The following is a 22,357-nucleotide window of genomic DNA, read 5'->3' as shown; positions in this document are numbered from 1 at the left end:
TCGCTCCTTCAGCTTCGGGGGGATAATGGTCCGTGCCGCAGCGGCACGGTCGCTTCGACCGCCGTGCCGCCGCCGGGCGAGGGCGCGATCGTCAAGCGTCCGCCGAGCGCCTGGGCGCGCTCTCGCATCGTCGAGAGCCCCAGCGATCCGTCCTTGGCGGCGCCGGAGGCGATGCCGGCGCCGCGGTCGGAGACGCGAAGCACGGCCGTGTCCGCCAGCAGCTGAAGATGGACTTCGGCTTCCGCGCAGCCGGCGTGCTTGCGGACGTTGTTCAGCGCTTCTTGACCGATGCGCCACAGCGCCTCCTCCGCCGTGCGCGGCAGCGTGCTTAAGCCGGTCACCCGGGTCGTGATGTGCAGCCCCAGCTTGGCGCCGTACGCCGCAAGCGCGGTGGCGAGCCCGGCCTCCAGGCCGGCGGGACGCAGCTGCATGATCAGCGCGCGCATCTCGCGGAGCGCATGCTGCGCCAGCGATTGCATGTCGCGCACGGAGGCGAGCGCTTCCGCCGTCGCCTCGCGGCCGAGCAAGCTCTCGACGCCCTTAGCCGTCATCGAGAGGGAGAAGAGCATCTGGGAGACGGAATCGTGCAGATCGCGGGCCAGCCGGTTGCGTTCGGTGAGCCGAGCCAGCTCGCGCCGGTTGTACTCCAGCTCCGCGCCTTCGAATACGACGGCCAGATGCTCGCCGAGCGCCTCGACGACCTCGCCCTGCGCGCAGTCCGGCTTGCGGCCGTGCTTGTCGCCGACGAGCAGCAGTCCGGCGTCGCGGGCGCTGCCGGACGGGATCGGCGCGGCGAGCAGATAGTGGAGCTCGGAGAGGATGCCGCCGAGCTCGGGGAGGGCGCCCAGCGCGGCGGCATCCTCCGCCGGCTTGACGGAGTGGGCGCGCCCTTGCGCCGCCTCGCGCAGCCATGGCGCGTCGGCGAGCGGTATTGCCGCGTCGGCGTACGTGACGCGGCCGTTCGCGTACACGGTGCGGACGGTTAGCGTCTCGCCTTCTGTCGTCAGCAGCGCGGCGAACGGCCACTCGAAGTGCTCCCCGATCAGCACGGCGGCCTGCGGGTAGAGCCGGCACGGCGGATCCTCGAGGTCCTCGTCTGCGGTGGAGTCGGCTGCATCGACGGCGCGTCCGGAGACGCTTGCGGGCGCGCCGCCTGGCGCCGCCGCCGATAGGTCGCGCGACGGCGGGCGTTCATCGTCCCCTCGCCCGGTCGCGACGGCCGCGCTCAGCGTGCGGCTGAACACGCCGAGCTTGGCGAACAGCGCCGCCCGCTGCTGCTCGGCGGCGTAGAGCCGCATCCGCTCGATCGCGCCGCCGATCTGGTACGCGACCCCTTCGAGCAGCGCCAGCTCCTCGTCGTTGAAGTGCACCTTGCCGGGCGCCGCCACGTTCAGCACGCCGTACTTGCGGTCGCCCGACCGGAGCGGGACGGTGGCGTGGTGGGTAATGCCCTGCGTGTCGCCCCAGTCATTCTCCTCCGCATCCTCAATCCGCTTGCAGTTCAGAATGTTGACGGCGCGGTTCAGCCGGCCGTCCCGGAACCGGTCCACGCACCAGCAGGAGCCGCACCGCATCGGCGCTTTGTCGAAGGCCATGAGCGCCGGCGGCAGCGCGAAGTCGGAGGCGCATTCGAACGCCGTCTCTTCTATAAATAGGATCCAGCCGCTCGTCAGGCCCGAGAGGGCCAGCAGCTTCTCGAGCACGCCGCTGAGCAGCTCCGGCGTCAAACCGCCCGACTGGTTGAGCATTTCGGCAATCGTCTTCAGCGTCACCAGCTTCTGTATGCGGGGATCCGCGATCATCGTATCCGCTCCTTCGAAGCCGCCCGGGGCGGCGTTGTATAAATCGCGTTCACCTTCTATTCCCCTCGAATGGTGGAGGGGGCGAGGGAGTAAAGAAACGCGCCGTGTAGAGGGGGAAAATCAAGTAAGCTTTGTCCGCGAGGACAAAAGCGTGCCCCGTTCGAAAGAACCCGCCGTCCACCAAACTACCAGGTCAGCACAAACGCGGGAGTCCAGAGGGCAGCGCCCTTGGGGCCCCTCCTTTGGAGGGGGGGGAGGCAGCTTCCTGTTTCAAGGGTAAGAGAGCGGACCTACGATTGTCAATTGCTGGGCGACCGTCGTAAACTGGAAGAAGCAGGAACGAGATGAAGGGGGAGCATCCGAATGATCCATCTAAGCGGGGAAACGCTGACCGACCGCGTGCGCCACACCCGGGACAAGCTGCGCAAAATGACGCTCGCGGCGGTATTTGATGAGTTTGACGATAAGCTGATGGGGCTTGACCGCAAGAAACGCGCCGTGAAGTACCGCAAAATGGCGGAGACGCCGTTTTCCTTTTTCCGCGGCAGCGCCTATCTGTTCTACTTCGACGTGACGCGGGCCTGGTTCCCGTACCATACGTCGCCGGAGCGGCCGACCTGGATTCAGGGCGATCTGCACATGGAGAATTTCGGCGCGTTCCGGAGCGGGTCCGGCAAGCTGGTCTACGACGTGAACGATTTCGACGAAGGCTATTTGGGCTCGTACTTGTACGATTTGCTCCGGATGTCGGTCAGCATCGCGCTCGTTGCGCGGACGAAGGGACTGGACAAGCCGGCGCAGGCGTCCGCCATCCGCGCTTATTTGGAAGCGTACGGGTCGCAAATGCGGCGGTTCGCCAAACGCAAGGACGATCCGCGCGATTTCGCGATTGACGAGGAGACGGCGGCGGGGCCGGTCCGCAAGCTGCTGCGGAAGCTGCGCAAGCGGCAGGATAACCATTTGCTCGAGAAGGTAACGGCGATGATGCAGCATCAGCGGCAATTCGCCGAGACCGACGAGCTCGTGCCGCCGACGGCCGAGGAACAGGAGGCGCTGCTCGCCGCATGGCCGCAGTATATGGAGACGGCGGAGATGCGCGAGGCGCACGCGGTTCATTTTCAAATCAAGGACATCGCCGTCAAGCACGGCTCGGGCACCGCGTCGCTCGGATTGGACCGCTTCTACGTCCTGATCGAAGCGACCGCCGCGGAAGAGGGGGCGGTCGATACGGATGACGCGGTGCTCGAGGTCAAGGAGGTGCGCACGCCGATCCCCGCGTATTTCATGCCGTACGAAGAGGAGTTCTGGACGCGGTTCGGCGGTCATCAGGGACGCAGGGTCGTGCTGACCCAACGCGCGATGCACCACGAGGCCGACCGGTACCTGGGCACGCTGTCGATCGGAGACCGCCAGTTCTACGTGCGCGAGCGGTCGCCTTATAAGAAGCGGTTGAAGCTGGACGCCCTGGAGACGACGGACGAGCTTCATGCCGTGCTGGAGGCGATGGGCCGGTTGACGGCCAAGCTGCATGCCCGCGCGGACGCGGACGTGCAGGAGGGGCTGCTCGGCTACCACAGCGAAGACGAGATCGTGCGGGCGATGGGCGACGACGAAGCCGCGTTCTGCGCCACCGTCGGCAACTGGGCGTTGTCGTACGCCGATCAGACGGAGCGCGATCACGCTTTGTTCACGCAGTGGTCGGCCGCCAGGCGGAAGCCGAAGCCATAAGCGCTTGGTGTTGCGCCGGGAATCCGGTTTACGATACGATTAGGACGAGGCCGCCTTCCGAGCGGCAAGGTGAAAGAAGGTCGCATATCGATGAATTTGAATTTCAACCTGGCCCAGCTCCAGTTCTCGCATATGGCATCGATTCTGATGTCGCTCCTCGTAGGCGGCGGCATTATTGCGATGCGGCTGCGGGCGGCTAATCGTCCGGTCTCGCTGCGCAAAATCATCATTCCGCCGCTGGCCATGTCGACCGGATTTCTCATGTTCGCCGTGCCGGATACCCGGGTTCCGTGGCTGTGGGCGTTCTATGCGTTCGCGGCGGGCGCGCTGCTATTCGCCTATCCGCTCATCCGCACGTCGCGGCTCGAACGCCAAGGCGGCGAGGTCGTGCTGAAGCGGTCGAAGACGTTCATTGTCATTCTGCTGGCGTTGTTTCTGATCCGTCTGCTCCTGCACGACGTGCTCGAACAGGTCGTCAGCATTCCGCAGACCGCGGGCCTGTTCTTTATTTTGGCGTTCGGCATGATTCTCGTCTGGAGGCTGGCGATGCTGCGCGTCTTCCTGAAGCTGGCGAACCAGCAGGGATAGAAGACACGGCAAGGACGGACGGGCGCGTTCCGTACCGTGATTATGGGCTTGCCGGGGATGTCGGGATATGCCGCCCCGAGCCATCAACCAGATCTTAACGCGGCGGTGACATTGCGCTGACCTGCGCTTGTTATCGTGAACGCATCACCTACCCACTGGAGGAACGATGCGGGATGCTGAAACGATTGCGCCGGTGGCGCCGGCGGCTTCGGCTCAATCTGGCGTGAGCGGATCTTAACGCCATGGCGATGGAAGCGCGAAGAGCGCCTCGACCGTGAACCTGATCGGGTTCCGGGCGAGGCGCTCTTTATTTGTCGCGGGCGTCCCCGTTACGTCGGCGCCGCTTCAAGTTAGAGGGCGCAGCGTTCGATTTCGAAGCCCAGGTCTTCGATCATCCGGTGATCGTCTGCAACGTCCTGGCCGCTGGTCGTGAGGTAGTCCCCGACGAAGACGGAATTGGCTGCGTATAACGCAAGCGGCTGCAGCGACCGGAGATTCACCTCGCGGCCGCCCGCAACCCGTATTTCCTTGGAGGGGCACGTGAAACGGAAGAGCGCGAGCACCTTGAGCGCTTTCATGGCGGGGGTGCGCCCGGCCTTCTCGAGCGGGGTGCCGGGGATGGCGTTCAGGAAATTAATCGGGATCGAATCGGCATCCAGCTCGCGCAGCGCGTGCGCCATCTCGACGATCTCCTCGTCCGACTCGCCCATCCCGATAATGACGCCCGAACAGGGCGACATGCCGCCGGCCTTGGCCTGCCGCACCGTCTCGGTCCGCTGATCATACGTGTGCGTCGTCGTGATCGCGTCGTAGTTGGTCCGGCTCGTGTTGATATTATGGTTGTAACGGTGGACGCCGGCGTCGGCCAGGCGCTGGGCTTGACCTTCCTTCAGCAAGCCGAGGCAGGCGCAAATTTTGAGCGGCATCGTCGCCGTGATCTCTTGGACCGCTTCGATGACCTGGTTCAGCTCGCGTTCCGTCGGGCCTTTGCCGGAGGCGACGATGCAATACGTGCCGGCTTGGCGGTTCATGGCTTCCCGGGCCCCCGCGAGCAGCGTCTCCTTGTCCAGCAGCGAATACTTGGGCACCGGCGCCGTGGAGACGATTGATTGCGAACAGTAGCCGCAGTCCTCGGGACAGAGGCCGCTCTTGGCGTTGATGATCATATTCAGCTTGACCTTCTTGCCGTAATAATGCCTGCGAACGGCAAAAGCCGCATGAAGCAGCGGCAGCACCTCGTCATCCGGTGCTTGCAGGACGGCGAGTCCCTCTTCCGGCGTGGGCGGCTGCCCGGCCAGCGCTCGGTCGGCGAACCGCATCCAATCGCGGCGGGTTGACGTTAACGTCATGATCGCGTACCTCCTCGTCGTTTGGTTGGCGGGGGATGTTAGATGCATTCGTTTGATTGTTAACCTACATAAGGAGATTAGGTTAACAATTGATCTGGTGCCATTTTAGCAGACGAGGCCGAGGGCGGCAACCACTTTTATCCAAATATTCGGTGGGGCTATGCAGCCGACAAGCGCAATCGAAGCCCCAATATTGGCCCTTGAACCTGATTAAGCCGCATGGTTCGCTCCAAAAAGGGATAAAATGGTGAGGCGTGAGACGTTGCTCTCAGCGGCAGAGGATTGACAACGCGAGATAACAGTTATAAAATTAAATTGTATAAAATTAAATTGATCCGTTAGCAGCATGTGCAGACAGGAGGGAGCATGGACGCGAATCCGCTCTTATTTCTCGATAATCAGCTCTGCTTTGCCCTCTACGCAAGCTCGCGCGAGGTGACGAAGCTATACCGTCCGTTCCTGGACGAGCTCGGACTGACCTACACGCAATATGTGACCATGCTCGTGCTGTGGGAGAAGGACGAAATTCCGGTGAAGACGCTCGGCGAACGGCTGCATCTGGATTCCGGCACGCTGACGCCGCTGCTGAAGAAGCTCGAGGCGGCCGGACTCGTGCTGCGCGCCCGCGACCCGCAAGACGAACGCAGTGTCATCGTGCGCTTGACCGAACAAGGGCATGCGCTCAAAGCGAAGGTGGAGGATCTGCCGGCGCGCGTGTTTTGTCAGACGCAGCTGTCGCCTGACGAGATCACGAAGCTGCGCGACCAGCTCCACGCGTTGACCCGGACGCTCGGCGACCTTGCGGGCTGCAAGACAGAGCGCGAGTAAGCCGCGCTCGAGATGCCGGCGGCGTCCGCGCACCCGGCCTATTCCGCGCGGAACGGCCGATGCATGCGCATGCGCAGACCGCTTAGCGGTGCACGGCGAAGCATCCACTCTCGAAGGCAGCCGGCGAACGCTCGCCGCTGTCCGAGGTCCATTACATTTTCAGGAGGTAGATGAGAAATGTCGAACTTATATGATTATCAAGCCGCAACGATTAAAGGCGAGTCCCGCTCGCTGGCCGATTTCAAAGGGAAAGTGGTCGTCGTCGTCAATACGGCGAGTCAATGCGGGCTGACGCCGCAATACGAGGGACTTCAGGAGCTGTACGAAACGTACAAGGACCAGGGCCTCGAGATTATCGGCTTCCCGTCGAACCAATTCAACGGCCAAGAGCCGGGCACGAACGACGAAGTGGAATCGTTCTGCAAAGTGAACTACGGCGTCACGTTCCCGCTGTTCGCGAAGACGGACGTACGCGGCGAAGACGCGCACCCGCTGTTCCAATACTTGACGGAAGCGGCGCCGTATTCGGGCTTCCCGAACGATCCGGCGGGCGAGCGGATGAACGCGTTCCTCTCCTCGAGCAAACCGGACTGGATGACCGACAATTCGATCAAATGGAACTTCACGAAGTTCCTTGTCGACCGCGAAGGCAATGTCGTGGAGCGGTTCGAGCCGAGCGTCGTGCCGGCGAGCATGAAGGCCTCGATCGAGAAGCTGCTGTAAGAAGCGGGAGCCACTTCGCGGTGCTGAATAGTCGACTTTTTGAATGCGCACGATAATCGGCGCGAGCCGCGTACGTGAAATATTTTTCCGCCGCCAACCGGCGCTTGCATGACCATGTTACTTCTGCGAGAATAAGATACATTAAGCGCGTTCTCAAATGGGAGGTAAGTTGACATGGTTATGAACGACACAGTGAGACGTCAATTAGCTGCATTACCGAAGGCTGACCTCCACGTGCATTTGGATGGAAGCGTCAAGCCCGGGACGGTTCTCGATCTGGCGGCCCGAAAAGGCATTGAGCTCCCCGCGGATACCGCGGAGGGGCTTCTGCCGTATATGCGGGTGACCGACGAGTGCGAGAATCTCGTCGAATACTTAAGCAAGTTTCAATTCGTGCTCCGCTTCATGCAGGATGCCGAATCGATCGAGCGGATTGCCTTCGAGCTGATCGAGCAGGCCGCGGCGGAGAACGTCATCTATATCGAGGTCCGGTTCGGTCCTCATCTGCACACGAACGAAGGGTTGACGCACGACGAGGCGATCGCGGCGGCGCTGCGGGGGCTCAGACGCGGTGAAGAACGTTTCGGCATCGCGGTGGGGCTGATCGTCATTAACATGCGCCACGAGTCGGAAGAGGTGAACCGCGAGGTCACCGCGGCGGCGCTGCGCTTCCGGGGCCAAGGCGTCGTCGCGGTCGACCTGGCCGGCGACGAGGCGGGGTATCCGGCTTCATTGTTCCGCGAGCTGTTCCGTCCGGCGCGCGAGAGCGGCATGCCGGTGACGATCCACGCGGGCGAAGCGGCGGGCGCGGCCAACATCGAGGAAGCGGTCGTCGGTCTCGGCGCCGCGCGGCTCGGCCACGGCGTCCGGCTGCGGGAAGACGGGCGGGTGTACGAGCTCGTCCGGGAGCGGGGCATTCCGCTTGAAATGTGCCCGATCAGCAACATGCAGACGAAGGCCGTCGCGGGCTGGGAGGCCTACCCGCTGCGCGATTATTTGCGCGATGGGTTGAAGGTGACCGTTAATACGGATAACCGGACCGTGTCGGATACGACGTTGACGAAGGAATACGAGATGCTGATTCTACGCTGCGGGTTGACGATCGAAGAGATTGCCGCCACCGTCCGGAACAGCCTGGACGCGGCATTCGCCGAGCCGTCCGCGCGGGAGGCGCTGAAGGCGCGGCTGCAGTCGGCCTGCGTGGAACTCGGCATCGCCTTGTAACGCCTGTTTGCCAAGACTGCCTACCGAGGAAGGAGAGGGATGCCCATGAACGTACGCAAGCTGCGTTTGTTCGATACCGAAAATGTATTTTCCAGCGAAAACCGCGACGAATACGAGAAAGACTACGCCAGACTGATTCAGTCCCCCGCCTTCCGGCGGCTGCAGGGCAAATCCCAGGTGTTCGGGGCGGGGACGGGCGATTATTACCGAACGCGGCTGACGCACTCGCTCGAGGTGTCGCAGATCGCGCGCGAAGTGGGACGCCGCCTCAACAAGACCGAATCGTTCCTGGCGCTGCGCGAGCATCCGGGGCTGGTCATCGAACCCGAGGTCGTCGAATGCGCGTCGCTCGCCCACGATCTCGGCCATCCGCCGTTCGGGCATAAGGGCGAGGAAGTGCTGCACCGTCTGCTGGCGGCCGATTACGGGCTGAACTATGAAGGCAACGCGCAGAACTACCGCATCCTGATGTTCCTCGAGAAACGCGCGGGCAGCGACAGCGGCCTGGATCTGACGAGCGCCGTGCTGCTGGGGATCAACAAGTACCCGTTCAGCCTTGGCGATCCGGGCCGGATGAAAGGCGTCTATCCGATGGAGTGGGAGGACGGCATCGCATATATGCGCGAGCAGTGGAAGATGCCGAAAGGTTGCGCGACGCTCGAGGCCCAGCTGATGGACCTATGCGACGACATCGCGTATTCCACCCATGACATCGAGGACGGCATCCGCGCCGGCAAAATCCAAATGAACCGCAGCTTCTTCGAGGATGACCGTCTCGTGGCGCACACCGTGCAGGAGATCGTCGAAGACCAGGGCAATTCCGCGGTCGGGTGGGATCAGGTCGACATCGCGGGCATGGTGCGCCAGGTGTTCACGCTGTACTTGGAGCAGTGGGAGGCGATCTACAACGCGTGCGGCCGGGAGACCTCCCGCGCCCGCCGCGAGATGAAGGCGCGCTGGGTGAGCCAGTTCGCCGCGCGGGTCGGCATCATCGACGATCCGGCCAACGGCTGGAAGAAGGTGACGTTCGTGCGGGATGGCGAACAGGACCTCGAGCTGCTGCGCACGATGGAGATTCTGAAGAAGCTCGCCTGGGTCACGTTGATCAAGGATTTCCGCGTCCAGCGGCTGCAGAAGCGCAGTGAAATTTTGCTCCAGCGGCTGTGGGAGAGCTTCAAGGACGAGACGACCGGGCGGCTCATCATACCGCCGGATTGGATCGAGAGCTACGAGCGGCAGCAGGACGTCTGGCCGTGGCCGAGAATGGTGGCGGACTACATCGCGGGGATGACGGACGCCTATGCCGAGAAGGTATACGGCGAGCTGTACGCGAGCCGGACGGGTTCGATCTACGAGCGAGACTAAGCGATAAGATTGGGACCGGCAGCAGCGGATATGGAATAATAGGCAGCCCCTTCGATTGACGACCCGGTCGGACCTGGTCGTACATTCGAAGGGGTTTTTGGGGTTTGGCTGCCAAGGGAGCGGCGGTCCTCATGCCAATTGATCCGAGACGGCGACGCCGATCCGGCGCAGCTTCTTCATCGCGCGGTCGCGCTGACGCTCGTTCCTGCCGCCTACGGCCCTGCGCGGGATCGTCACGAGGAAGCCCAGCCGCAGCGCGGCCGTCGCGGTTCGGGCGACGCAGCCCTCGGCGAATACGCCGGCGATGACCAGCTCGGAGACGCCGGATGCCGCCAAGTAGCCGGCCAATGCCGGATTGGAGAAGGCGTCGCCCTGCCGCTTGGCGAAGCGCAGACCGCTCGCGATCCGCACGCGCGCGTCGAGCTCCGCGCCGGGCGAGCCGGCCACGGCGGCCTGCTGTCGGAAGGCATTGCCGATGATATCGTAGGGCGAGAACTCGTTCATGATGTAGAGGATGTCCGAGCCCTCCTGCGCGAAGTCGTCGACGAGCGAGTTGACGTGCTCCAGCAGACCGGGCATTTGACCGGAATCGACGGGCATGCGCGCGTCCTGGCCGATGTAATCCCGCTGCAGATTCATGACGAGCAAAGCGCGGTTGCGCATGCCGATCGGCTCCTTTCGGGGACGTAATAGCACTAGTATAGCGGGGCGATACGGCCCTGCCATCGGTCGCGGGAAGGGAGCCGAAGTCGGCCTGGCGCCGGGCTTGGCAGCTAGACCTCTATGGAATGCGGCCCGAGCCGCCGCTTCCAGTCGGCCCGAGCCGTTCACCGTACGCTTTGCCTTCTATGGGGCGCTCGGCTGTAGTATGCTTTTAGGGAGGCCTGTCACAAAATCCCTGCTTCCAAGCAGCGAAAGAGGTGCGTTGATCATGCCGATCCGGCAGTTAACAAGCGAAGAGTTCGAATCGTTCATGGAGCTGGCGCAATACGCGTTCCAAATCCATTTGACCCCGGAGCAGCGGGAGGAGCGGCGGGAGAAGTTCAAGCCGGAGACGGTATGGGGCATGTTTAACGGGACCGATCTGGAGGCGCAGCTTCGCATTATTCCGTTCGAGCTTTATTTGTACGGCCGCAAGCTGCAAATGGGCGGCATCGCGGCGGTGTCCACCTGGCCGGAGCAGCGCCGCAAGGGACATGTGAACGAGCTGCTCCTTCACGCGCTCCAGACGATGCGGGAGGCGGGGCAGACGATCTCCTGTCTGGCGCCGTTCGCGTTCCCCTTCTACCGGAAATATGGCTGGGAGCTGTACACGGAGTATAAAAAATATACGATCAACACGGCTCTCCTGCCTCCTCGGGTAGCCACGGCCGGCCGCGTAGAGCGGACCGAAGGCGATATCGCGGAGCTGAGCAAGGTGTACGAGCGCTATGCGGCACGCTATAACGGGACGCTGGCCCGTACGGAGTCGTGGTGGCAGGATTCCGTCTTCAAACGGAAGAAGAAGCTGGCGGCGGTCTACAAGGACGAGGCCGGACAGGCGACGGGCTACATCCTATATGAGATTGCGGAGCGAACGTTCAACATCAACGAGATGGTCTATTTGGATGATACGGCGCGTCAAGCGCTGTGGACCTTCATCGCGAACCACGACTCCATGGTCGAGAAGGTCACGCTCGAAGCGCCGATGGACGATAATTTGCCGTACCTGCTGCCGAATCCGCGCATCGGCCAAGAGATCGTGCCGTATTTCATGGGCCGTATCGTAGATGCGCCGGCGTTCGTCGAGCAGCTTCGGCTGCGCGTGCCGGAGGGCGCCGAGGGGAAGGAGCCGTTCACGATCCATATCCGGGACGAGCATGCTCCTTGGAACGACGGTTATTGGCGCCTAGACGCCGATGACGAAGGACTTTTGTCGCTTCGGCGGGCCGCTGCGGGCGGCGAGGGTGAAACCGACGCGGCGTTATCCTGCGACATCGGCACGCTGACGGCAATGCTGATGGGCTATCAGCGGCCGGAGCGGCTGCTGCAAGACGGGAAGCTGTCCGGGAGTCCCGAGGCGGCAGCGCGGCTTGAACGCAACATTCCGAGAAGTCAAACAAATTTGCTTGATTTCTTCTAAGAGCTGTTTTACCATAGGTCAAGTTGCGTCTTGGCATTGACATGCTTGGCATTGACATGCTTTGCCTTGGGTAATACTACAACATAGATTCTGCAGAAGAGGTGAGGCATCGAATGAATTTTAATTCTGGCAATACGAATGGCGCCGGTAGCGAAGGGCAGGACAACAAGGCTGGCCAGTTCTCGCGATGGGGATTCATCATGGCGGCGATCGGCAGTGCGGTCGGTCTGGGCAATATGTGGAAGTTCCCCTACATTACCGGCAAGTATGGCGGTGCGGCATTTTTTCTCGTCTTCATTATTTGTTTGATCGTCGTGGGACTTCCCGTCCTGCTGGCAGAGATGGCCGTCGGCCGCGGCGGGCGGGGCAACGCATCCACCTCGATGGTGCGTCTCTCCGGCAAGAAGGCATGGGGCGGCTTCGGATTTATTTCGATCTTCGGCTCATTCATGATCTTCTCCTACTATGCGGTCGTGGCGGGCTGGACGCTTCATTACGCGTACCTTTCCTTCACCGGCCAATTGTTCGCGTCGAATGACTTCGGCGCGACGTTCGGTGATTTCATCGGCGGTTCGCTGCCGGTGTTCTGGCAGCTGATCGTCGTGCTGTTGACGGCGTGGGTCGTCGCGGCGGGGATCTCCTCGGGTATCGAACGATTCAACAAAATCCTGATCCCGGGTCTGGTCGTGCTGCTGATCATCCTCGTCATCCGCTCGCTGACGCTGGATGGGGCCGGGGAAGGCGTAAGCTTCTTCCTCGACCCGGACTTCAGCAAGCTGACGCCGACGGCAATTCTCGTCGCGCTCGGACATGCCTTCTTTTCCTTGTCGCTCGGGATGGGGGTCATGATCACGTACGGCGCTTATGTAAGCAAGAAGCAGTCGCTTAGCGGAGCGGCGCTCGCGGTTGGTCTCGGCGATCTGCTGTACGCCTTCTTGGCGGGCCTAATCATCTTCCCGACGACCTTCGCCTTCGATCTGGAACCGACGCAGGGAGCCGGCTTGGTATTCGTCGTACTGCCGGTGGCGTTCTCGGCGATGCCGCTTGGCGCCTGGTTCGGCGGCTTGTTCTTCATCTTGTTGGCGGTCGCGGCGCTCACTTCGGCCGTATCGCTGCTGGAGGTTGCAGTGGCCTTCGTCATGGAGAAGTGGAAGACGAGCCGGACCAAGGCGGTCTGGACGACGGGCATCATCGCGTTCCTCGTCGGTCTGCCTTCGGCGATGTCGGTCGGCGGTGCCGTGGATTTCCTGAATTTCGGCGGCAAGTCGTTCTTCGATTGGATGGATTTCCTCTCCTCGAACGTACTGCTTCCGATCGGCGGGTTGATCGTCACGATCTTCGCCGGCTGGGTGTGGAAGGGTGCCTATGAAGAGGCGGACCTGACGCCGGGCTGGTACAGAGTCTGGCGGTTCACGCTGCGCTATATCGCGCCAATCCTGGTTGTGGGCGTGCTCCTGATCTCGGCGGGCGTTATTTCCGAGTAAGCAATTGAATGACAAGCGGCCCTTGGGGGATAGCGGAACGAATCGTTCCCGCTGCTCCTCCAAGGGCCGCTGTTTTTTTTGAAATCCAAGAAGCTGCACCTTTCGCCCGCATCCATCCTCTTGGATTCGAGACGATGAAACGCGCGGACGCCGCGAAGGCGACGCTGGCGTTTCAGACGAACGACCTTGTTTCCTTTCGCGCCGGCTTACAGCTTGCCGATCAGCAGGATAACAAGTGCCCACACGGCTGCCGAGAACCCGATCGCGGCAAGGAAACCCCAGTTGATTCTTCTCATACTGGTCATCACACTCCACCACTCCATCCCATTCAAGCGTTATTTTGCTGCTTCCCTATCGATGGTGTACGCTTGTCCTTCTGCATATCCATATTATGGGGATCTTAAACCCATCATATCCGATTCGACAAATTTTGCAGGGTGCCGTTAGACCTAAATGCGAAATAAAATTTAGGAAATCGTGAGTGCATAGCGGTTTGCGGTCTTACGGCGGCGATTCGTGGAGTGCTGGAATGAACGCGTCGTAGGGGTTATCGGCTTATTGGTTTCTGCGGCATCTAAAAAAACTCCCCCTGACTCGCTCGTTGAGCGGGAGGGGGAGCAGCGGTATCGCGTTGGGCAGGGGAGCTATACGGCGTCGATCGCCGCTTGCGGCCTTCCGCTGAATTGGCTCTGATACAGGTCGGCATAGAAGCCGCCTTGCGCCAGGAGCTCTACATGCGTGCCTTGCTCGATAACCGAGCCTTTGTTCATGACCAGAATCAGATCGGCTTCCCGGATCGTCGAGAGCCGGTGCGCGATGACGAAGCTGGTGCGCCCTTCCATAAGGGTGTTCATCGCCCGCTGGATATGCGCCTCGGTCCGGGTATCGACGCTGCTCGTTGCTTCGTCGAGGATAAGGATGGCCGGATCGGCAAGTATTGCCCTGGCAATCGTCAGCAGCTGCTTCTGCCCCTGCGAGATGTTGGAGGCCTCTTCGTTCAGCACGGTATCGTAGCCTTCCGGCAGCGTGCGGATGAAATGATCGGCATGAGCGGCTCGCGCCGCCCGCACGACATCCTCCTCGGTCGCGCCGGCCCGGCCATACGCGATATTGTCGCGGATCGTGCCGTTGAACAGCCACGTGTCCTGCAGCACCATGCCGAACAGGCTTCGCAGATCGCCGCGCGCAAGCTTCGTGATATCGGTGCCGTCGATCGTGATGCGTCCGCCGTTCAATTCATAGAACCGCATGAGCAGATTAATGAGCGTGGTCTTGCCGGCGCCGGTCGGGCCGACGATGGCGATCGTCTGACCGGAGCGGACGTCGATGTTCATGTCCGCGATGAGCGGCGCGTCTTCCTTGTAGCCGAACTTCACGTGCTCGAAGCGAACGTTGCCTTGCGAAGCCGATGAGGTTCCGGCCTTGGGGCTGGCCGCGACGGCAATTGCATTCGCAATTTCCGGCACCTCTTCCGTCTCGTCGAGCAATTCGAATACCCGCTCGGCCGAGGCGATCGTCGATTGAATAATATTGGCGATCTGGGCGGTCTGCGTAATCGGCTGCGCGAACTGGCGCGAATACGAGATGAACGCCTGCACGTCGCCGATCGTAATCCGCTGATGCAGCACGAGCAAGCCGCCGGCGACGCTGACGAGCACGTAACCGATATTGCCGATGACGCCCATGATCGGCATGATCATGCCGGAGACGAACTGCGCCCGCCAGCCGGACTGGTACAGCCGCTCGTTCACGCCGTCGAATATGGCGACGGACTTGCGCTCATAACCGAATGCTTTGACGACCGGATGGCCGGTGTACATTTCCTCAACGTGACCGTTCAGCTCGCCGAGCGAGGCTTGCTGGTCCTTGAAATACGTCTGAGACCTGCCGGCGATCGCCTTGATCGCGATGAAGCTGAGCGGCAGCGTCACGATGGTGATCAGCGTCAGCAGCGGGCTGATCGTCAGCATCATCACCACGACGCCGACGAGCGTGACGATCGAAGTGATGAACTGCGTCAAGCTCTGCTGCAAGGTGCTGCTAATGTTGTCGACGTCGTTCACGGCCCGGCTCAGAATTTCGCCGTGCGTGCGAGAGTCGTAGAATTTGAGCGGCAAGCGTTCGAGTTTCTCGTTCACGTCCTTGCGCAAGCTGGCGACCGTCCGCTGGGCGACACCGGCCATCACGTACTGCTGAATGTAGCCGAACAAGGCGCTAATGACGTACAGGACGGCGAGCACGAGCAGAATATCGGCGATATAGCCGTAGTCGACGGCCGATTTGCCCATCAAGCCTGCGAACAGCTCGGTCGTCGCCTCGCCCATGATCTTCGGGCCGAGAATCGAGAACACGGTGCTGAGCACGGCTGTCACGAAGACGACCAGGAGCTTGCCGCGATACGGCTTCAAGTAGCCGATCAGGCGCCGCAGCGTCTCCTTGAAGTTCTTCGCCTTCTGGACCGGCATGCCCATGCCGGCCGGACCGCCGCGTCCCGGGCCGAAGCCGAAGCTGCCGGGCCCCATGCCGCCTTGGCCGGGTTTGCCTGCGCCGCTCGGACCGCCGGGTCCGGGCGCGCCGCCGCGTTGTTGTTCACTCATGCGATCTCCTCCTCGGACAGCTGCGACATGACGATCTCGCGATAAACCTCGCAGTCCGCCAGCAGCTCGCGGTGCGTGCCGATGCCGGCGATTTTGCCCTCTTCGAGCACGATAATTTGGTCGGCGTCCATGACAGTGCTGACCCGCTGCGCGACGATGATCAGCGTCGCGTCCGCCGTCTCGGTCTTCAGCGCGGCGCGCAGCTTGGCGTCCGTCTTGAAGTCGAGCGCGGAGAAGCTGTCGTCGAACAGGTAGATGGACGGCCGCCGGACGAGCGCGCGGGCGATGGAGAGCCGCTGCTTCTGGCCGCCGGAGACGTTCGTGCCGCCTTGGGCGAGGACGGAATCATAGCCTTCCGGCATGGAGCCGATGAAGTCGGATGCTTGGGCGACGGCGGCCGCGTGGCGGATCTCCTCGTCGGTGGCATCCTCCTTGCCGAAGCGGATGTTCTCCGCGATCGTGCCGGTGAAGAGCAGCGCCTTCTGCGGCACGAGGCCGATCGCATCGCGCAGCTGCTCCTGCGAGGCGTGGCGCACGTCCTGGCCTCCAATCCGCACGGCGCCTTCGGAGGCGTCGTAGAAGCGCGGGATCAGATGGATGAGCGTGGACTTGCCGGAGCCGGTGCCGCCGATGATCGCCGTGATCTTGCCCGGCTCGGCCGTGAACGAGATGCCCGAGAGCGCCGGCACTTCGGCGCCGGGGTAGTAGAAGGTCACGTTGTCGAACGCGACCGAGCCGGCCCGCGCGGACAAGGACTGCGGCGCGTCCGCGTCCTGAATCGCCGGCTGCATGTCGAGCACCTCTTGGATGCGTACGGCGGAGGCCGATGCCCGCGGGACCATGACGAACATCATCGAGGCGAAGATGAGCGCGAACATGATCTGCCATGCATATTGAATGAAGGCGATCAGGTCGCCGACGGCGATGCCCTCTGCCTCGATGCGCTTGCCTCCGTACCAGATGATCGCGATGCTGGCGAGGTTCATGACGAGCATCATGATCGGCATCAGGCCGGCCATCAGCCGGTTGACCGCGATGGCGGTCTGCGTCAAATCCTCGTTCGCCGCGTTGAACCGCGCTTGTTCGTGACGGGTGCGGTTGAAGGAACGAATGACGCGGATACCGGTCAGGTTCTCGCGGAGGACCAGGTTCAGCTTGTCGATCTTCGTCTGCATCGACTTGAACAGCGGGATGCTGCGCATGACGACGACGAGGATGATGATCGCCAGCACCGGCACGACGCCGATGATGACGAAGGATAGCTTCACGTCCTTGGACATCGCCATGATGATGCCGCCGATGCACATGAGCGGGGCCATGACCATGACGCGCATCAGCATCGTCAGCACCATCTGCACTTGCGTAATATCGTTCGTCGTCCGCGTGATGAGCGAGGCGGTGCCGATTTTGTCGAATTCGTTCAGCGAGAATTGCTCGACGTGCGCGAATACCCGGCTGCGCAGATCGCGGCCGAACGCGCCGGCGGACTTGGCCGACAGGTAGCTGGCGCCGACCGCGCAGACGCCGCCCAGCGCGGCGATCAGGAGCATGAGCGCGCCGATTCGCCAGATGTAGCCCGTATCGCCGGTCACGACGCCGCGGTCGACGATGTCGGCCATCAGCGTCGGGAGATACAGGTCGGACAAGGTTTGGAGAAACACGAGGACGAGCGTGAAAATAACGGCCGTGCGGTACGGCTTCATAAAACGGAATAGCTTCAACATGGCGCTGGATTCACCTTCATTCGGATGGTTTGGGATCTGGGGCGCCGCTTTCGCAGGAGGGAGCGTCCGTCTCTGCCGCGGCTTGCGCGCTGTAATACTGAAAGACGTCTTCGAGCAAATCGACAAGCTGCCGCGCGCGATCATGACCGAGGTGCTGCAGGAGCCCCTCGAGTCCGCGGCGCATCGCTTGATGGGCGAGCTCGGTTACGCGCTCGCCCTCGCCGGTCAGCGTAATGCGGACCGCCCGGCGGTCGGTCGGGTCGGCGGTGCGCGCCAATGCCCCGCGCGCCACGAGCAAATTGACCATCTGCGTCACCGAAGGCGTGGCGATTCGCATATGCTGGCTGATCTCGGATGGCTTCAGTCCATTCGGGTTATCCTGCTGGCTGCGCCGGACGCAGAACAGCAGCATCGTCTCTCCGGGCGTGTAGCCCTCGATGGCGTGCTGGCCGCGCCAGTTGATGTGGCGGAGCTGTCGGAAGGCCCGAATCAGGGCAAGGGCGTCGGCGTCGTTCTCGGTGTACATGGACATCGTTCCTTTGCGTGGACTGCAGGTGAACGCCTAACTTGTGTCCGGCGGCGTTCGTCTGCTGTCGGCGTGTTATTTACTTAGGTAACCTAATTGTATATCTCTAAAATGATTCGCGTCAATCGGTCCTGGGACGGACGTACGGCGTATTTGAATACGCCTTATGCCGGAGTGAGAGCTGACTTTTCCTGCGTTCGCGGAACTCCCTATTTATAATCTCCCGGAAAATTGTGTATTATAGTAGGATAGAAATTTACGCCGGAAGGATTGGTCGAAGTGGAGAACAAGACATCATCTTCGAATTTTATCAAGAACATCGTCGAAGCCGACTTGAAGTCCGGCAAGGTAAGCGAGATCGTGACCCGTTTCCCGCCGGAGCCGAACGGCTACCTGCATATCGGGCATGCCAAATCCATCTGTCTGAACTTCGAGCTCGCCGATGAATATAAGGGCCGGACGAACCTGCGGTTCGACGACACGAACCCGGTCAAGGAAGATACCGAATACGTGAACGCGATCCAGGAGGACGTGCGCTGGCTCGGCTTCGAATGGGATGAGCTTCGGTTCGCCTCCGATTATTTCGAGGAAATGTACGAGCGCGCGGTACTGCTGATCAAAAAAGGCAAAGCGTACGTATGCGATTTGTCGGCGGAGCAAATCCGCGAAACGCGCGGCACGCTGACCGAGCCGGGCAAGAACAGCCCATTCCGCGACCGTTCCGTCGAGGAGAATCTCGACCTGTTCGCCCGCATGCGGGCGGGCGAGTTCAAAGACGGCGAGCGCGTCCTTCGCGCGAAGATCGACATGGCGTCGCCGAACATCAACCTTCGCGATCCCGTGTTGTACCGGATCGCGCACGCCCATCATCACCGCACGGGCGACGCGTGGTGCATCTATCCGATGTACGACTACGCGCATCCGCTCGGCGACGCGATCGAAGGCGTGACGCATTCGATCTGTACGCTCGAATTCGAGGATCATCGTCCGCTGTACGACTGGGCGATTCAAGAGTGCGAGATGGAATCGACGCCGCATCAATACGAATTCGCGCGGCTGAACGTGACGAACACGATTATGAGCAAGCGGTATCTGAAATCGCTCGTTGACGAGGGCGTCGTGGACGGCTGGGACGATCCGCGGATGCCGACGGTCAGCGGTCTGCGCCGCAAGGGCTTCACGGCGGAGGCGATCCGCGCGTTCTGCCGCGAGATCGGCGTGGCGCGGGCGTACAGCGTCGTAGACGAGCGGATGCTGGAGCATTTCATCCGCGAAGACCTGAAGCTGAAGGCCTTGCGCACGATGGCGGTGCTGCAGCCGCTGAAGGTGGTCATCACGAACTATCCGGAGGGCCAAGTCGAGATGCTCGAGGCCGAGAACAACGCCGAGAACGAAGAGATGGGCACGCGCCAAATCCCGTTCTCCCGCGAAATCTACATCGAGCGCGACGACTTCATGGAGAACCCGCCGGCGAAATATTTCCGTCTGTTCCCGGGCAACGAGGTGCGCCTGAAGCATGCGTATTTCATCACGTGCCAAGAAGTGATCAAGGACGCGGACGGCAATGTGACGGAGCTGCGCTGCACCTATGATCCGGAGACGAAGAGCGGATCGGGCTTCACGGGCCGCAAGGTCAAAGGGACGATCCACTGGGTGGAGGCGTCGCAGGCGATTAAGGCGGAGTTCCGCCTGTTCGAGCCGCTGCTGGTCGACGGCGATAACGACGACCGTCCATTCCTGGAGCGCCTGAACCCGAACTCGCTCGAGGTGCTGGAAGGCTTCGTCGAGCCGAACATGAAGGACGCGCAAGGCCAGGACAAATTCCAGTTCTTCCGCCACGGCTACTTCAACGTCGATCCGAAGCTGTCGGGCGAAGGCGGCATCGTCTTCAATCGCATCGTGTCGCTGAAGAGCTCGTTCGATCCGGCGAAAGGCTAACGACAACGAAAAGGTACGGCCAGTCGGCCGTACCTTTTTTCGCTAGCGGAACGCGCTTGGTGAGCGTCCGGCTTGTATCGGGCTCAAACGGGCTCGCCATCATCCGGGACATCGGCATCCTCCGCGGCCTCAACGTCGGCTGCGGCGAAGACCTGCTCGACCTTCGCGATCGCCACGTCCAGATCCTCGCGGCTGATCGTCAGCGGCGGGGCGAAGCGGATCGTATGCTCGTGCGTCTCTTTGCACAGCAGACCGAGCGCCATGAGCCGCTCGCAATACGGGCGGGCCGGCACGCGCAGCTCCAGGCCGATGAACAAGCCGCGACCGCGCGCCTGCGCGATGTCCGGGTGTACGATGGCTCCGAGCCGCTCGCGCATATAGGCGCCGAGCGACTGCGACCGCTCCGCCAGGCGTTCCTCTTCCGTGACGGCCAGCGCGGCGAGCGCCACCGCGCAGGCGAGCGGATTGCCGCCGAAGGTGGAGCCGTGCGAGCCGGGCTCGAACAGCCCGAGCGTCTCGGGGCCGCCGACGACGGCAGAGACGGGAAGCACGCCGCCGCCGAGCGCCTTGCCCAGGACGATCAGGTCGGGCTCGACGTCTTCGTGGTCGCACGCGAACCGGCGGCCGGTACGGCCGAAGCCGGTCTGGATCTCGTCGGCGATCAGGAGCGCGCGCCCTCGCGTACAGATGTCGCGCACCGCGCGCAGATAGCCGTCCGGCGGAATGACGATGCCGGACTCGCCCTGGATCGGCTCGATCAGCACGGCGGCCGTATTCGGACCGATGGCGCGTTCGATCGCTTCGGCGTCCCCGTAAGGGACGAGTTTGAACCCTGGCGTGAACGGCCCGAAATGCGCTTGGTATTCGGGGGTTGAGGAGAAGGACGTGACCGTAATCGTCCGCCCGTGGAAATTGCCGTCGCAGACGATGATTTCCGCTTCGCCGTCCGGTACGCCTTTTACTCGGTAGGCCCAGCGGCGAGCGGCTTTCAGCGAGGTCTCCACCGCCTCCGCGCCGCTGTTCATGATAAGCGCCAGCGGCTTGCCGGTGTAGGCGGCCAGCCGCTCGCACAAGGCGGCTAGCGGTTCGCTATGGAAGGCGCGCGAAGTTAACGTGACGAGGTCGGCCTGCGCCTTCAGCGCGGCGATGATGCGCGGATGCCGGTGGCCGGCATTCAAGGCCGAGTAGGCGCTGAGCATGTCGAGATACCGGTTGCCCTCCGGATCGGTCACCCAGGCGCCTTCGGCCTCGGCGATTACGACGGGCAGCGGATGGTAGTTGCGCGCGCTGTATCGCTCCGTCCGCGCGATGGTATGGCTGGAGCGGCTCGTCGCGCTGCGAGACGCGTCGGAATGAGAAGCATGTTCTTCGGACATGGGCAACTCCCCCTTTCCATGTATGCATATGCGAAGGCGGGAGGGATGCATGAATCGGCAGGAAGGGGTTTGATGCGAAAATGAAGGAGAAATACCGCTTTGGCGGAAGCGGGCTCATCCTCGCGGGCGGCCTAAGCTCGCGGATGGGAACGGATAAAGCAGCGCTCTTGATTGGTGACAAACCGCTGCTCGTCCGACTGGCGGAAGGCATGGCGCGTGAAGGATGCGGCCCGATCGCGATATCCGTCGCGGACGAAAAACGCGAGGCGCTCTATCGAGGCCTGCTGCAAGATAGCCCGGTCGCGCGGCGGGTGCAATACGTTCGGGACGTCTATCCGGGGAACGGTCCGCTCGCCGGTCTGCATGCCGGGCTATCCAGCCTGCCGTCCGGTTATGTCTTCGTGATGGCCTGTGATATGCCTGTGCTGTCCGTGCCGCTTCTGCGCCGGATGGAAGCGGCCGTCGCCGCTCGGGGGAAGCGCGGCGACGCGGGGCCGGATGTCGTCACCGCGCCTCGGCAGCCTTTCCACGCGCTCTATCATACGCGCACCGCGCCGCGAATCGAACGGGCGCTGGCGGCCGGTGATCTTCGCGTGATGAAGCTGCTCGGCGAGCTCGATGCATACGAAGTGGATATCTCGCCCGAAGAAACGGCGGCTTTCCTGAATTTGAACACGCCCGAGGCGTACGGTGACTATCTGAAGCGGTATGCTGACGGCGTATAGCCGTGACAGAATTACCAATTATTACATGTCCTCCATAGCAGGTCGGCGTGTAGACATCGCAGAAAGCTCGTGATATAAAAGAATCAGGACTATATACCTAAAGTAACCTAACCGCATACCGAATATGAGAAAAGCAAACTGCGTGAAAACGCACGACGCAAAGCTAGAGGGGCTAATGGTCGAACGATGAACCGATGCCAGCCAGCTGCCGCTTTAAGGCTTGACGCGAAACCTTGAAGCCCAGGGGTTTCCTGTACT

17 protein-coding genes and 1 riboswitch are annotated in these 22,357 nt (G+C 62.0%); of the genes, 10 read left to right on the top strand and 7 right to left on the bottom strand.

Going from position 1 to position 22,357, the window contains the following annotated elements; genetic code table 11:
* Positions 1-8: 8 nt before the first annotated feature.
* Complete coding sequence (locus tag ACFSKT_RS28715) at positions 9-1,802, bottom strand: GAF domain-containing sensor histidine kinase (RefSeq protein WP_377719183.1); 1,794 nt, start codon at positions 1,800-1,802, stop codon at positions 9-11.
* 363 nt (positions 1,803-2,165) lie between these two features.
* Here ACFSKT_RS28715 and ACFSKT_RS28710 point away from each other — a divergent pair, with 363 nt between their 5' ends.
* Both ACFSKT_RS28710 and ACFSKT_RS28705 read left to right on the top strand, forming a co-directional pair.
* The gene (locus tag ACFSKT_RS28710; RefSeq protein ID WP_377719182.1) at positions 2,166-3,530 is read left to right on the top strand and encodes a DUF2252 domain-containing protein; all 1,365 of its coding nucleotides are present in this window, start codon (positions 2,166-2,168) and stop codon (positions 3,528-3,530) included.
* A gap of 90 nt (positions 3,531-3,620) precedes the next feature.
* Positions 3,621-4,118: a CcdC family protein gene (locus ACFSKT_RS28705; RefSeq protein ID WP_377719181.1), complete on the top strand. Its 498-nt coding sequence runs from the start codon at positions 3,621-3,623 to the stop codon at positions 4,116-4,118.
* A gap of 350 nt (positions 4,119-4,468) precedes the next feature.
* Here ACFSKT_RS28705 and bioB read toward each other — a convergent pair whose 3' ends face one another.
* Positions 4,469-5,437, bottom strand: a complete 969-nt coding sequence (gene bioB, locus ACFSKT_RS28700; protein ID WP_377719414.1) for a biotin synthase BioB — start codon at positions 5,435-5,437, stop codon at positions 4,469-4,471.
* A gap of 396 nt (positions 5,438-5,833) precedes the next feature.
* Between bioB and ACFSKT_RS28695 the strand changes: the two genes are divergently transcribed.
* The 4 genes from ACFSKT_RS28695 (at position 5,834) to ACFSKT_RS28680 (ending at position 9,607) form a co-directional block, all read left to right on the top strand.
* Positions 5,834-6,295 (top strand): MarR family winged helix-turn-helix transcriptional regulator, encoded by a 462-nt coding sequence (locus tag ACFSKT_RS28695; protein WP_377719180.1) that lies wholly within the window; start codon positions 5,834-5,836, stop codon positions 6,293-6,295.
* 177 nt (positions 6,296-6,472) lie between these two features.
* A complete protein-coding gene (locus ACFSKT_RS28690) occupies positions 6,473-7,018 on the top strand; it encodes a glutathione peroxidase (protein WP_377719179.1) in 546 nt (181 codons plus the stop codon).
* Positions 7,019-7,192: 174 nt separating this feature from the next.
* On the top strand, positions 7,193-8,242 hold the full coding sequence (gene add / locus ACFSKT_RS28685; protein ID WP_377719178.1) for an adenosine deaminase: 1,050 nt from the start codon (positions 7,193-7,195) through the stop codon (positions 8,240-8,242).
* A 45-nt stretch (positions 8,243-8,287) separates the two neighbouring features.
* Positions 8,288-9,607, top strand: a complete 1,320-nt coding sequence (locus ACFSKT_RS28680; RefSeq protein WP_377719177.1) for a deoxyguanosinetriphosphate triphosphohydrolase family protein — start codon at positions 8,288-8,290, stop codon at positions 9,605-9,607.
* 129 nt (positions 9,608-9,736) lie between these two features.
* Here the strand turns inward: ACFSKT_RS28680 and ACFSKT_RS28675 are convergent, their stop codons facing one another.
* On the bottom strand, positions 9,737-10,270 hold the full coding sequence (locus tag ACFSKT_RS28675; protein WP_377719176.1) for a cysteine hydrolase family protein: 534 nt from the start codon (positions 10,268-10,270) through the stop codon (positions 9,737-9,739).
* A 268-nt stretch (positions 10,271-10,538) separates the two neighbouring features.
* On the opposite strand from ACFSKT_RS28675, the gene ACFSKT_RS28670 reads away from it, so the two are divergent.
* Together ACFSKT_RS28670 and ACFSKT_RS28665 are read left to right on the top strand one after the other, a co-directional pair.
* On the top strand, positions 10,539-11,729 hold the full coding sequence (locus ACFSKT_RS28670; protein ID WP_377719175.1) for a GNAT family N-acetyltransferase: 1,191 nt from the start codon (positions 10,539-10,541) through the stop codon (positions 11,727-11,729).
* A gap of 113 nt (positions 11,730-11,842) precedes the next feature.
* Positions 11,843-13,213, top strand: a complete 1,371-nt coding sequence (locus ACFSKT_RS28665) for a sodium-dependent transporter (protein ID WP_377719174.1) — start codon at positions 11,843-11,845, stop codon at positions 13,211-13,213.
* Positions 13,214-13,857: 644 nt separating this feature from the next.
* On the opposite strand, the gene ACFSKT_RS28660 is transcribed toward ACFSKT_RS28665, so the two are convergent.
* The 3 genes from ACFSKT_RS28660 to ACFSKT_RS28650 are packed head-to-tail and all read right to left on the bottom strand — an operon-like array spanning position 13,858 to position 18,060.
* A complete protein-coding gene (locus ACFSKT_RS28660; protein WP_377719173.1) occupies positions 13,858-15,810 on the bottom strand; it encodes an ABC transporter ATP-binding protein in 1,953 nt (650 codons plus the stop codon).
* Complete coding sequence (locus ACFSKT_RS28655; RefSeq protein ID WP_377719172.1) at positions 15,807-17,534, bottom strand: ABC transporter ATP-binding protein; 1,728 nt, start codon at positions 17,532-17,534, stop codon at positions 15,807-15,809. The genes ACFSKT_RS28660 and ACFSKT_RS28655 overlap by 4 nt, the downstream gene beginning before the upstream one ends.
* A gap of 16 nt (positions 17,535-17,550) precedes the next feature.
* Positions 17,551-18,060, bottom strand: a complete 510-nt coding sequence (locus ACFSKT_RS28650; RefSeq protein ID WP_377719171.1) for a MarR family winged helix-turn-helix transcriptional regulator — start codon at positions 18,058-18,060, stop codon at positions 17,551-17,553.
* Positions 18,061-18,339: 279 nt separating this feature from the next.
* Here ACFSKT_RS28650 and ACFSKT_RS28645 point away from each other — a divergent pair, with 279 nt between their 5' ends.
* A complete protein-coding gene (locus ACFSKT_RS28645; RefSeq protein ID WP_377719170.1) occupies positions 18,340-19,998 on the top strand; it encodes a glutamine--tRNA ligase/YqeY domain fusion protein in 1,659 nt (552 codons plus the stop codon).
* Positions 19,999-20,081: 83 nt separating this feature from the next.
* Here ACFSKT_RS28645 and rocD read toward each other — a convergent pair whose 3' ends face one another.
* Positions 20,082-21,374 carry an ornithine--oxo-acid transaminase gene (gene rocD / locus ACFSKT_RS28640; protein ID WP_377719169.1) on the bottom strand — a complete coding sequence of 431 codons (1,293 nt, stop codon included), beginning with the start codon at positions 21,372-21,374 and terminating at the stop codon, positions 20,082-20,084.
* Between the two features lie 80 nt (positions 21,375-21,454).
* Between rocD and mobA the strand changes: the two genes are divergently transcribed.
* A complete protein-coding gene (mobA, locus tag ACFSKT_RS28635) occupies positions 21,455-22,099 on the top strand; it encodes a molybdenum cofactor guanylyltransferase (protein WP_377719168.1) in 645 nt (214 codons plus the stop codon).
* 122 nt (positions 22,100-22,221) lie between these two features.
* Positions 22,222-22,312: riboswitch (cyclic di-GMP riboswitch) on the top strand.
* The last annotated feature ends 45 nt before the right edge of the window (positions 22,313-22,357 follow it).

This window comes from Paenibacillus xanthanilyticus (genome assembly GCF_042682185.1).
Classification (GTDB): Bacteria; Bacillota; Bacilli; order Paenibacillales; family Paenibacillaceae; genus Paenibacillus_Z; species Paenibacillus_Z xanthanilyticus.
This window is presented reverse-complemented; position numbering and strand designations above follow the sequence as displayed.